11 protein-coding genes are annotated in these 12,278 nt (G+C 64.9%); 8 read left to right on the forward strand and 3 right to left on the reverse strand.

The features are described from left to right. The first annotated feature begins 16 nt into the window (after window positions 1-16). Genes mftC through mftD (J1M81_RS23960) form a run of 3 tightly spaced genes read left to right on the forward strand, consistent with a single transcriptional unit; the run spans window position 17 to window position 3,651 of the window. Window positions 17-1,240, forward strand: coding sequence for a mycofactocin radical SAM maturase (gene mftC / locus J1M81_RS23950; RefSeq protein WP_206498985.1), 1,224 nt, complete (start codon window positions 17-19; stop codon window positions 1,238-1,240). 12 nt (window positions 1,241-1,252) lie between these two features. Further along, window positions 1,253-2,431 carry a pre-mycofactocin synthase MftD gene (gene mftD, locus J1M81_RS23955; protein WP_206498986.1) on the forward strand — a complete coding sequence of 393 codons (1,179 nt, stop codon included), beginning with the start codon at window positions 1,253-1,255 and terminating at the stop codon, window positions 2,429-2,431. Continuing rightward, window positions 2,428-3,651, forward strand: a complete 1,224-nt coding sequence (gene mftD, locus J1M81_RS23960) for a pre-mycofactocin synthase MftD (protein WP_206498987.1) — start codon at window positions 2,428-2,430, stop codon at window positions 3,649-3,651. Before mftD (J1M81_RS23955) ends, mftD (J1M81_RS23960) begins: the two co-directional genes overlap by 4 nt. 29 nt (window positions 3,652-3,680) lie before the next feature. Here mftD (J1M81_RS23960) and J1M81_RS23965 read toward each other — a convergent pair whose 3' ends face one another. The 3 genes from J1M81_RS23965 to J1M81_RS23975 form a co-directional block, all read right to left on the reverse strand. Continuing rightward, entirely contained in the window at window positions 3,681-4,412 is a 732-nt protein-coding gene (locus J1M81_RS23965) for an aspartate/glutamate racemase family protein (protein ID WP_032408036.1), read from the reverse strand. A gap of 10 nt (window positions 4,413-4,422) precedes the next feature. Next, window positions 4,423-5,976 carry an NCS1 family nucleobase:cation symporter-1 gene (locus J1M81_RS23970; RefSeq protein ID WP_206498988.1) on the reverse strand — a complete coding sequence of 518 codons (1,554 nt, stop codon included), beginning with the start codon at window positions 5,974-5,976 and terminating at the stop codon, window positions 4,423-4,425. A gap of 94 nt (window positions 5,977-6,070) precedes the next feature. After that, window positions 6,071-6,796 (reverse strand): GntR family transcriptional regulator, encoded by a 726-nt coding sequence (locus J1M81_RS23975; protein ID WP_032371147.1) that lies wholly within the window; start codon window positions 6,794-6,796, stop codon window positions 6,071-6,073. A gap of 70 nt (window positions 6,797-6,866) precedes the next feature. Between J1M81_RS23975 and mftE the strand changes: the two genes are divergently transcribed. The 5 genes from mftE (at window position 6,867) to J1M81_RS24000 (ending at window position 12,228) form a co-directional block, all read left to right on the forward strand. Continuing rightward, complete coding sequence (gene mftE / locus J1M81_RS23980) at window positions 6,867-7,553, forward strand: mycofactocin biosynthesis peptidyl-dipeptidase MftE (protein ID WP_048319836.1); 687 nt, start codon at window positions 6,867-6,869, stop codon at window positions 7,551-7,553. A 126-nt stretch (window positions 7,554-7,679) separates the two neighbouring features. Beyond that, on the forward strand, window positions 7,680-9,077 hold the full coding sequence (gene mftF, locus J1M81_RS23985) for a mycofactocin biosynthesis glycosyltransferase MftF (RefSeq protein WP_027496281.1): 1,398 nt from the start codon (window positions 7,680-7,682) through the stop codon (window positions 9,075-9,077). A gap of 3 nt (window positions 9,078-9,080) precedes the next feature. Further along, the gene (gene mftG / locus J1M81_RS23990) at window positions 9,081-10,628 is read left to right on the forward strand and encodes a mycofactocin system GMC family oxidoreductase MftG (RefSeq protein ID WP_206498989.1); all 1,548 of its coding nucleotides are present in this window, start codon (window positions 9,081-9,083) and stop codon (window positions 10,626-10,628) included. 57 nt (window positions 10,629-10,685) lie between these two features. Continuing rightward, complete coding sequence (locus J1M81_RS23995) at window positions 10,686-10,823, forward strand: hypothetical protein (protein ID WP_167326762.1); 138 nt, start codon at window positions 10,686-10,688, stop codon at window positions 10,821-10,823. Window positions 10,824-10,932: 109 nt separating this feature from the next. Then, window positions 10,933-12,228 (forward strand): transcriptional regulator, encoded by a 1,296-nt coding sequence (locus J1M81_RS24000; protein WP_027496283.1) that lies wholly within the window; start codon window positions 10,933-10,935, stop codon window positions 12,226-12,228. The last annotated feature ends 50 nt before the right edge of the window (window positions 12,229-12,278 follow it).

Here is a 12,278-nt window from a genome sequence, read left to right on the forward strand (position 1 = left end):
GAAGAGGACGGCCCCTATGACTTCCACCCTCGAAAGACCAGCTCCGGTAGGGAGATTGGTCGATCAGTTCGAGCTCGGTCTCGATGCTCCGATTTGTTTGACGTGGGAGTTGACCTACGCCTGCAATCTGTCGTGTGTGCATTGTCTGTCGTCGTCGGGTCGTCGTGACCCGCGCGAACTGAGTACCGAGCAGTGCAAGTCGATCATCGACGAGTTGCAGAAGATGCAGGTGTTCTACGTCAACATCGGTGGCGGTGAGCCGACGGTCCGGTCGGACTTCTGGGAACTCGTCGACTATGCGACGGCGCATCAGGTGGGGGTGAAGTTCTCCACCAACGGAGTCAAGATCGACAGACAAGTCGCCGCGCGTCTCGCGGCGTCGGATTACGTCGATGTGCAGATTTCCATCGACGGGGCGACGGCGGAGGTCAACGACGCGGTGCGTGGTCCGGGGTCGTTCGACATGGCGTGCCGGGCGTTGGAGAATCTGAAGGAGGCCGGGTTCCGGGATGCGAAGATCTCCGTCGTCGTCACCCGGCACAACGTGAGCCAGCTCGACGACTTCAAGGCTCTGGCCGACAAATACGCTGCGACACTGCGTATCACGCGGTTGCGGCCGTCGGGTCGCGGTGCGGATGTCTGGGACGATCTGCATCCCACGGCGGGTCAGCAGCGCGAGCTGTACAACTGGCTCGTTGCGAACGGTGAGGGTGTGTTGACGGGGGATTCGTTCTTCCACCTCTCGGCGTTCGGTGACGCTCTGCCGGGGTTGAACCTGTGTGGTGCGGGGCGGGTGGTGTGTCTGATCGACCCGATCGGTGATGTCTATGCGTGCCCGTTCGCCATTCACGAGAACTTCCTCGCCGGCAACATCGTCCGAGACGCCAAGGACGGTGTGGGCGGATTCCAAACCGTCTGGCAGACCTCGGAGTTGTTCCAGGAGTTGCGCTCACCGCAGACCTCGGGTGCGTGCACCAAGTGTGCTCATTTCGATGCGTGCCGGGGTGGGTGCATGGCTGCGAAGTTCTTCACCGGTCTGCCGATGGATGGCCCGGATCCCGAATGCGTGATCGGCAACGGTGAGATGGCGTTGGCGGCCGCGGGGGAGATCCCCAAGTCCAGCGTCGATCATTCGCGTACCGGTCAGCGCAAGACTCCCCGAAAGTCGGTGCCGCTCACGTTGATGATGCGACCACCGACCAAGATCTGCGACGAAAATCCGCTCGCAGGAATGGAATAGGAACACAAAGCTATGGCGAAGAGTGCGTGGTTCGAGACCGTTGCCGAAGCGCAGCGGCGGGCGAAGAAGCGGCTACCGAAGTCCGTGTACGCCGCGCTGGTAGCCGGGTCCGAACGCGGGTTGACGGTCGACGACAACATGTCGGCGTTCGGCGAGCTCGGGTTCGCCCCACATGTGGCCGGACTGTCGGACAAGCGGGACTTGTCGACGACGGTGATGGGGCAGCCGCTGTCGTTCCCGGTGATGATCTCCCCGACGGGTGTGCAGGCGGTACACCCGGACGGTGAGGTCGCCGTGGCGAGAGCTGCTGCAGCGCGTGGTATTCCGATCGGCTTGTCCTCGTTCGCGAGTAAGTCCGTCGAGGAGGTCGCGGCCGCTAATCCGCAGACGTTCTTCCAGATGTACTGGGTGGGCTCGCGCGAGATCCTGTTGCAACGAATGGAGCGAGCCCGCGCGGCGGGCGCTGTCGGGTTGATCATGACGTTGGACTGGTCGTTCTCCAACGGCCGCGACTGGGGTAGCCCGTCGATTCCGGAGAAGATGGACCTCAAGGCGATGGTTCAGTTCGCTCCGGAGGGTGTCATGCGTCCGAAGTGGTTGTGGGAGTTCGCCAAGACCGGCAAGATCCCCGATCTGACGACCCCGAACCTGACCCCGCCCACCGGTGGTCCGGCGCCGACGTTCTTCGGAGCGTACGGCGAGTGGATGGGGACCCCGTTGCCGACGTGGGAGGACGTGGCGTGGTTGCGTGAGCAGTGGGGTGGGCCATTCATGCTCAAGGGTGTGATGCGGGTCGACGACGCGAAGCGTGCTGTCGATGCCGGGTGTACAGCGATTTCGGTGTCCAATCACGGTGGCAACAATCTCGACGGCACTCCGGCACCGATCCGGGCGTTGCCGGCGATCGCGGAGGCTGTCGGTGATCAGATCGAGATCACCCTCGACGGCGGCATCCGCCGGGGTAGTGATGTGGTCAAGGCGTTGGCGTTGGGTGCTCGGGCGGTGTTGATCGGTCGGGCGTACCTGTGGGGTCTGTCGGCCGGCGGTCAGGCCGGGGTGGAGAACGTGCTCGACATCCTGCGTGGGGGAGTCGATTCCGCGGTGTTGGGGCTCGGGCACACCTCGGTGCATGATCTGTCCCCGTCGGATGTGGTGATGCCCGCCGGATTCGACCGGAAGCTGGGTGTGTGAGCGAGTGGTTCGAGACTGTCGCCGAAGCGCAGCGGCGAGCGCGTAAGCGACTTCCGGCATCGGTGTATTCGGCGCTGGTGGCGGGGTCCGAACGTGGTCTGACGGCGGGCGACAACACCACTGCCTTCGCCGAGCTCGGGTTCGCCCCACACGTGGCCGACCTGTCGGATTCGCGGGAGTTATCGACGACACTGATGGGGCAACCGTTTTCGTTTCCGGTGATGATCTCTCCGACGGGTGTGCAGGCCGTGCACCCCGACGGTGAGGTGGCTGTGGCGAGGGCGGCAGCATCGCGGGGTGTGTCGATGGGGTTGTCGTTGTTCGCGAGCAAACCGATCGAGGAGGTCGTGGCGGCGAATCCGCAGACGTTCTTTCAGGTGCATTGGGTGGGTTCGCGGGAGTTGTTGCTGCACATGCTCGATCGTGCCCGCGCTGCGGGCGCGGTCGGGCTGATCGTGACGATGGATTGGTCGTTCTCGGAGGGCCGCGATTGGGGGAGTCCGGTGATACCGGAACGCCTCGACGCGCGGGCGATGCTGCGGCTGGCATCCGAAGCGTTGGCCCGTCCACGGTGGCTCGCCCGGTGGGCGCGGACGGGGACGTTCCCGGATTTGACGGCACCGAATCTCGCCGCGCCCGGTGGGGCCGCGCCGACGTTCTTCGCCGCGTACCGGGAGTGGATGTCCACCCCGCTGCCATCGTGGGAGGACATCGCGTGGCTACGCGCGCAGTGGGACGGTCCGTTCATGCTCAAAGGTGTGTCCCGGGTCGACGATGCATTGCGGGCGGTCGATGCCGGTGTCACGGCGATCTCGGTGTCCAATCACGGGGGCAACAATCTCGACGGGGCTCCGGCGTCGATTCGGATGTTGCCGGCGATTGCCGAGGCGGTGGGAAATCAGGTGGAGGTCACCCTCGACGGCGGGATCCGGCGGGGCAGCGACGTCGCGAAAGCACTCGCCCTCGGCGCGCGGGCGGTGCTGATCGGGCGGGCGTATCTGTGGGGTCTCGCCGCGAACGGTCAGGCCGGTGCGGAGAACGTGCTCGACATCCTGCGCGGCGGCTTGGATTCGGCGGTCCTCGGTCTTGGACACTCGTCGGTGCACACCCTCGAACCGACCGACGTCGTTGCACCGCATGACTTCACCCGTGCGAATCAGCTCCCCGGTTTGGAATATCCGACGCCGATCGGAGTCCGGGATACGGAACCGAGGAGCTGATTCGATCGACAACCCAGCGCAGCTGACGCTCAGGCCCTGCTGAATCCGTCGAGCATGCCGGTGTACAGCTTGGGCGGAGGAGTCGCGAACTCTCCACGCTTACCGGTCCCGAGTCCCAGGGTGACGAGGGATTGCACGAACAACGTTCCCGCTGCGACCCCGTCGACGACGGGCACTCCGATTTCGGACGAGATGTGTCGGCAGAGATCGGCCATACCCGCGCAGCCGAGGACCACGGCATCGCTACCGTCCGTCTCTACCGCGATGCGGCAGGCCTCGGTGACGATCTTGCGAGCGTCGGGGTCGGTTTCGAGATCGAGGACGGGCAGGTCGCACGCATGGATGCCGAGGCACTGCCGTCCGAAGCCGTAATGGTCGGCCAAATCCTGTGCCCGTCCGATCGTGCGCGCGAGCGTGGTGACGACGCTGAAACCGCGGCCGAGAAAACTCGCGGCATGCATGGCCGCTTCCGCGATCCCGATGACGGGCCCCGATGCGAGTTCGCGGGCGGCGTCGATGCCGGGGTCGCCGAAACAGGCGATGACGTAACCGTCGACCCCGGCGGCCTCGCCGCGGGCGATCTCGGCGAGAATGCCTGGGACGCTAAGGGCTTCGTCGACGTGGCTTTCGATCGACACCGGTCCCATGGATGGGCTGACCGCATCGACGACTGTGCCCGGGCCGACTACGGCCCGGGCACAGTCACCGATCGTTGCGGTCATCGAACTCGTGGTGTTCGGATTGATGACCTTGATGAGCACGTGCGAGATCCTATGCTTTCACTGGAGTGTCGAAGTTGGTGACGGCCAGCTTGGTCCGCGTTGCGAGGTAGAAGTACATCGCGAATCCGATGCCGCACCCGATGAACCAGCTGTACTTGGACGCCGTCGACATTCCGGCGATCTGCATGCCGTCGATGGCTCCGTTGAACAGCACGGTGAACATGGCCACCAGCGCGCCGACGATGGTGGAGTACACCGCAGCCGGGTTGTATCCCTTGGAGTACCAGTACAGACCCGTCGTCGACATCGAGAACAGCTCGTCGACGACGACCTTCTGCTTGCGGACGAGGTAGTAGTCGGCGATCAGAATGCCGAACAGTGGTCCGATGAATGCGCCCAGAGTTTCGAGCGTCAGGTGGATTACGTCGGGGTTGTTGTACAGATTCCACGGGGTGATCAGCACCGAGCCGATGGCGGCGATCATTCCGCCTGCGCGCCAGCTGATGCGCTGCGGGCTGACGTTGGAGAAGTCGAACGCAGGGGAGATGAAGTTCGCGACGATGTTGATGCCGATGGTGGCGATCGTGAACGTCAGTGCACCGAGAACGATGGCGAACGTGCTGTCTATTCGAGCGACGGTCTCGACCGGGTCGGTGATCAGCTCACCGAACACCGGAAGCGTCAACGACGCCGTGACGACCACCAGGATGGAGAAGACCAGGAAGTTGACCGGGAGGCCGAGGAAGTTGCCCTTCTTCACCGCGGAGTAGGACTTGCCGTAGCGGGAGAAGTCGCCGAAGTTGAGCATGGGGCCGGAGAAGTACGAGACCACGAGGGCGATGGCACCGAGCATCACCGGAATCGAGCTCAGGCCCGTGTGCTCGACCTCTTGTAGGTTGAGATCGATTGCGCCCCAGCCTGCTTTCCAGATCAGGTAGCCGCACAGCATGAACATCACGACGTAGACGGCGGGCCCGCAGAAGTCGATGAACTTGCGGATCGATTCCATGCCGCGCCAAAAGACCGCTGCCTGGACGACCCAGAGGAACAGGAAGCTGGCCCATCCGAGCATGGAGAGACCGGCGAAGCCGTAGTCGGCGGTGACGGCGTACGGGGCCAGTGACGGGAACAGCTTGATCAACACGATGTCGAGGGCTGCCGATGCCAGGAACGTCTGGATGCCGTACCAGGCCACGGCGATCAGTCCGCGGATGATGGCGGGGATGTTGGCACCGAGGACGCCGAACACGCTGCGACAGATGACCGGGTAGGGCACCCCGGAGACCTGGCTCGGCTTGGCGACGAGGTTGCAGAAGAAGTACACGATGGTGATGCCGACGAGCAGCGAGATCAGCACCTGCCAGCTCGCCAACCCGAGTGCGAAGAGGCTGCCGGCCGTGACGTAGCCACCCACCGAGTGCACGTCGGACATCCAGAAAGCGAACAGGTTGTAGGAGGTCCAGGTCTGCTTCTTCAGCGGAGCGAGGTCTTCGTTGGTCAGCCGTGGGGCGTAACTGTCCTTGATCAGGCCTCCACCGACGGGGTGGCCCGCGGCTTCCACGAGATCTCCCGTTTGGGCGGGACCGTGCGCTGTATCTGTCATCGATGCTCCTGACGGCCGGGCAATGAATGGAACGAGTGAATGGGGAAAAGCTAGCGGCGAAGTATTGCGCCCTCGTGACGTGAGCGATATATCTTCAGCCCGGCGTTTCCGTGGGTGGATCGGCAAACAATCCGTGATCGTTCGACAATGTCGAAATGACCGAATTGAGACGCGTGTGATGGTGCTGGGCAGCGCGCAACAGTGCGTCGGAGTCGCGATCGAGGAAGGCGGCGATCATGTCGGCGTGGTCGTCGTGCAGTGACGCCCGATCGGATCCGGCGACATGCACCATCGGTTGCACGGGTTCGGTGATGTTCCAGGCGGATTCGAGCATGTGCAGGAGTCGGTGCATCCGCGACGGCCGGGTCAGCGACAGGTGGAATTCGCGAGAGAGGCGGTGATACTCGCGTGAGTCGTCCTCGGTCAACGAGGCCTCGAGCTGCCGGTTGATCTCGATCAGGTGCGCGCGATCGGCATCGGTGGCCTGTTCTACCGCGATGGGGAGTGCGGCAGTTTCGAGAACCTCACGCACGATGTACATTTCGCGCAGTTCAGCCGCTGTCAGCTGCGCCACTCGGTAGCCGAGATTGGGTCGATGGTCGACCAGTCCCTCGCCGATCAGAGTCTTCAGGGATTCGCGTACCGGAATGCGGCTCACGCCGAACAATTCCGCGACCTCGTCTATCGGAATGGGTGTATTCGGAGGAGCGTCACCGGCCAGGATGACGCGTCGGAGCTCGTCCAGAATTGTCGGCTGCGGGCCACCCGGTGCCGATATGGACAATTGCGAGAGCAATATCGACCGACGGCGGGGTGGCACGAATCGAAGATTATCGGCCGTGTGTTTCGTCCGCGTGACGGCTCGGTTCCGTCCGATAGCATCTGCACCCATGGCCACTGACACGCTCGGTACCCAGTACTGGCCGGACATCGTCGGACCGAAGCTCCTCGTGGTTCCGGTCGGTTCGCTCGAGCAACATGGGCCGCACCTACCTCTCGATACCGATACCCGCATCGCCGACGCCGTCGCGCGAACGGTTCCGAACGCTCTCGTGGCACCCGCGGTGGCGTACGGCTCCAGCGGCGAGCACGAGGGTTTCGGCGGCACCGTGTCCATCGGGTCCGCCGCGCTCGAGGCGCTGTTGGTGGAGTACGGGCGCTCCGCGTGTCGGTGGGCAGAGAGGGTCGTCTTCGTCAACGGCCACGGCGGCAACGGTCCCACCCTGCGCTCGGCGGTGACGCTGTTGCGCTACGAGGGGCGCGACGTCGTATGGTTCCCGTGCTCGGTGCCGGGAGCGGACGCGCATGCCGGACGCACCGAAACATCGCTGCTGCTGCATCTTTCGGCCGATGTGGTCGACATGACGAAAGCGGCACCGGGAAACACCACCGAGATCGCGGCTCTACTGCCCGAGCTGCGCGCCGGTGGCCTGGCGCCCGTCACGGCCAACGGTGTGCTCGGCGATCCCCTCGGGGCCACCGCCGAGGAGGGACGGCTCATTTTCGAGCAACTGCGGGAACGCGTGCTGGGTGCGGTGCAGAGATGGAGTCCGTCCCCGCACGGCGTCATCGTGTGAGCGATCGCGGTGCAGAACCGGCGGAAAGCCTGTTCGAGGCCTCGAACAGAAACGGGGAGCAGGTATGTTCCGACCGATTTACCGGGTGGCCGACACACCGACCGTTTGTCCGCTTACGATGCCCTGATGGGTGAAGGTCGGTTGCCTGACGGCTTCGGGGTGCGAGTGGATCCACGCGTACGCACATTCTCCGAGGGACGCGTTCTGATCGGTGGTTCACCGATGCGGATGCTCACGTTGGCACCGACGGCCGCGGCAATGATCGGTGACGGTTTCATCGAGGTGACCGACTCGCAGTCCGCCCTCGTGGCGCGCAAACTGCTCGACTCGGGGGTGGGCAACCCGCGGCCCATGTCCATCCCGTCGCCCAGTGATGTCACCGTCGTGGTGCCGCTCAAGAACAACGAGGCCGGGCTCGCGCGGCTGATCACGGCGATGCACGGCATGCACGTGATCATCGTCGACGACGGATCCGACGTCCCGGTGGCGGTTCCTGCCGTGTCGTGGAGCGTGGGTAGCGTGACGGTGCTGCGGCACGAGACCTCACGCGGGCCGGCGGCCGCACGTAATACTGGACTGCGTTGCGCTACAACGGATTTCGTTGCTTTTCTGGACTCGGACGTGGTACCTCGCAAGGGCTGGCTCGAGGTGATGCTCGGGCACTTCTCGGATCCGGCGGTGGGCCTGGTGGCACCCCGAATCGTCGCGCTGGAGCCCGAGGGCAGCGCACTGGCCCGCTACGAGCACGCCCGCTCCTCGCTCGACCTCGGACGCAAGGAAGCGGCGGTGCGCGCAGGAAGCGCGGTGTCGTACGTACCCAGTGCCGCCATGTTGCTTCGCCGGTCTGCTGCGGTGGAATGCCACGGGTTCGACGAGTCGATGCACGTGGCCGAGGACGTCGATCTGTGCTGGCGTCTGCAGGAGGCGGGCTGGCGACTGCGCTACGAGCCCGTCGCCCACGTGGCGCACGAGCACCGCGTCGCCTTCGTCGAATGGTTCGCCCGCAAACTGTTCTACGGCACCGGTGCCACACCGTTGTCCGCGCGTCATCCGGGCATGGTGCCGCCGATCGCGATGTCGCCGTGGACGTTGGTGACGTGTCTGCTCGCCGCCAGTCTGACGCGTATCGGATTGCTCGGCGCTCTGGCCAGTTTCGGGGTCACGGTCGTCCGGCTGCGCAAGATGTTCGTCGGTCTCGATCAGCCCACCCGCATCGCGGCCGTTCTCGCTGCCGAGGGTTTCGTGGCGGGGTTGTGGCAACTTGCCTCGGCGCTGTGTCGACATTATTGGCCGATCACGTTGCTCGCGGTGTTGTTGTCCAGCCGTATCCGGAAGATCGCGCTCGGTATGGCTGTGGCAGAAGCGTGTTCGGATTGGTACAAGCATCGTGAACTGGGCGGGCTCGATCCGGTTCGATACATCTTCTTCAAACGCGCCGACGACATCGCGTACGGAACCGGGCTGTGGAGCGGCGCGCTGTCGGCCCGTTCCATCGAGGCGTTGAAGCCCCGCCTGGACGGCTGACCCGTGCGCCGGGAAAGCCGGGCCGACGACGAGGGAAGTCCACTCGACGCCGACGTCATCGTCGTCGGAGGTGGGTCGTGCGGTTGCGTCGTCGCCGCGCGACTGAGCGAGAATCCCGACCGCTCAGTTTTGCTGCTCGAAGCCGGGCCGGCATCTGCGGGGGTCGACGACATTCCGCGCAGCCTGGGCGACTCGACGACGCTCCCCATCGGTCCGGACAGCCGGTGGGTGAGCCGCTACACCGCCGAACTCACCCGCGACGTCACGCGCACGGTGACCCGGGGCCGAGTGCTCGGCGGATCGGGCGCCGTCAACGGTGGCTACTTCGTCCGGGCGATCCCCGCCGACTTCGAGGCGTGGCCACAATCGAACTGGTCGTTCGATCAGGTGCTGCCGTTCTTTCGTCGTTCCGAGACCGATCTCGACATCGATGCCGCCGGCGGTACCGGCATCGCGCGTCGATGGCACGGAACGGACGGGCCGATGCCGATCACCCGACCACCCGCGCGGGCCTGGCATCGGCTGACCGCCGCGTTCGTGGACTCGGCGACGAACGCCGGGATCGACTACCGCGAGGACCTGAACGCTCCCGATGCGGGGGCGGGCGGAGTCGGTGCTGTTCCCTCGAACGTTCTGGGCGGGACACGGGTGAGCGCGGCCAGGGCATACCTCCTGCCGAATGCCGACCGGACCAACCTTCGTATCCAGGGTGATACGACAGTGGTGTCGTTGAAGTTCAACGGCAGCAAGGTGATCGGAGTGGAGACAGTCGTCGGCGGAGTGCGCAGAATCGTCCGAGCCGATACCGTGATCGTCGCGGCCGGGTCCGTGCACACGCCCGCGCTGCTGATGCGATCGGGCATCGGTAATCCCGAAAATCTTGTCCCGCTGGGTATCTCGATGGTGGTCGACAGTCCGGGTGTGGGTCGCGGATTCTCCGACCACCCCGAGGTCGCCGTTCCCCTCGTTCCGAAACATTCCCCCGAACATTGCCCCGATGATCGGTTGTCGTCTCCGCTCGAGGCGGTGCTGCACGCGGGCGACGCGGAAATCCGGCCGTACACGAGGCGGTTCGACGAATTGATACCCGGACTGGACGTGGGGCCGCACTCGTTCGGCGTCGGTCTGATGCGTTCGACCGCGCGAGGACGCATCGTGTTGCGCACGGCGGACGCGTTCACTCCTCCCGCGGTGAACTACCACTACCTCGAATCGGAACAGGACCGTCGGGCGATGCGAGACGGGGTCGAACTCGCCGTCGACCTGCTCCGATCCCCGGCCATGGCGTCGGCCGTGGACGTTCCCGCCATCGCCGATCCGCTCGCGCCACTCGGTACGTCGCTGCACCTGTCCGGAAGCGCTCGAATGGGGCCAGAATCTGATCCGGGGTCGGTTCTGGACGACCATTGTCGGGTGCGTGGGATCGACGGCGTGTACGTCATCGACACCTCGGCGTTCCCGGTAGTGCCCAGCAGAGGGCCCCACGCAACGGCCGTCATGTTCGCCGAACGGGCCGCGGCGCTGATCGATCAGCACGATCGCGGCGCATGAGGCGTAGCGTTCGTGGTCTGGGGACCGTTCAGGTTCCCCAACAGATGGGTTTCTGCCATGTCGGACAAATCGCCCCGCAACACGATGACCAAGAAATCCGGCAAATCACTCAAGGACAAGCGCGCCGACAAGCGAGCGAAGTCGAGTGGAGACACCAGCAACGACATCATCACCTCCGCCGTCAAGAAGAAGTAGCCGGTCGTCGTCGACGGGACCGGCCCCGGTCGCACCCGTCGACAGCGGCTGTATCCTTGCCTGTGAGCTGGGTTACAACGATGTGGACAGGTCACGGAGGAAGCGTCGAATGGCAAGCCGATCGGACAGTGGCGGCAACCCCTGGGTCGCAGTGCGCCCCGGTGAGGATGTCACTGTGCTGGCGCGCCAAATGTCCAGTGCCCATCAATCTTTCGTCGACGACATCCGTACACACGGCTCGGCGGTGCGGTCCGTCGTACTCGACTCGTGGATGCGAAGTCGAACCAAGGGTGTCGACCCGGACGGCGGTAGTCAGGCACCGGCCCTGAGTGGGCCGGACCTCGACCGCTACCGCAACGGGCATCCGATGGCACTCATCCGCCCGGTGATTCGCAAACTGCTCGTCGAGGACGCCTCCGACACCGGTCTGCTCGTCGCAATCTCGGACGCGGAGGGCCGCCTGTTGTGGGTCGAGGGCGATTCCTCGGCCAAGGACCGCGCGCTGACGATGGATTTCGCCGAAGGTGTCGACTGGAGCGAGGAGAGCAAGGGGACCAACGCGCCGGGAACGGCACTCGCCGTCGATCACAGCGTGCAGATCTTCGCGTCCGAGCACTTCTCGCGATCGGTCCACGAATGGAGTTGCTCGGCAGCACCGGTGCATCACCCCACCAGCGGCCACATCCTCGGAGCCATCGACATCACCGGCGGGCCGCGGGTGGCCGTACCCGAGGTGCTCTCGCTGGTGCGGGCCACCGTCGCAGCCGCCGAGTCCGAATTACGCCTGCACCTGTTGAACTCACCGAAATCGTTGGGCGATACCGCTCCTCGTCTCGAGGTCCTCGGATCCGGCCGGCCCGGAGTGGTACGCGGCTCGGGTCGAACGCCTCTCTCACAGCGGCACGCCGAGATTCTCCTGTTGCTCGGCGATCATCCGGAGGGGCTCAGTTCGGACCATCTCGCCGTCCTGCTCGACGAGCAGGAACTCGATTCGGTGACCATCCGCGCAGAGATGTCGCGGCTGCGTAAGTCTTTCGGTACCGCAGGCCTCGCATCCCGGCCGTACCGATTGGTCGGCGAGTTGTCCTCCGATGTCGGCGACATCCGACGTGCCCTGGACCGCGGCGACGTCGAGGCGGCTCTGCGGATCTACACCGGACCGGTGTTGCCCGGCTCGTCCGCACCCGGCATCGAGGAGATTCGCGAAGAATTGCGGTCTCGTATGCAGGCTGCACTGTTGCGGCTGGGGGATCCGGTGTTGCTCGCCCAGTGGACCTCCTCCATTCACGGTCGATCCGACGTGATCGCATGGGAGGCCTATCGCGCCACGCTGAGCCGCGATTCCGCACTCTACGGCCAGGTCAGCGCACGTATCGACCTGCTCGACCGCGATCTCGGAGTCTGACGCACCCGTCGCGGCGGTGCCGTCGGAGTGACGGCAACGTAGTTGCAACG

It is taken from the genome of Rhodococcus sp. KRD175, from assembly GCF_017168275.1.
Classification (GTDB): Bacteria; Actinomycetota; Actinomycetes; order Mycobacteriales; family Mycobacteriaceae; genus Rhodococcoides; species Rhodococcoides fascians.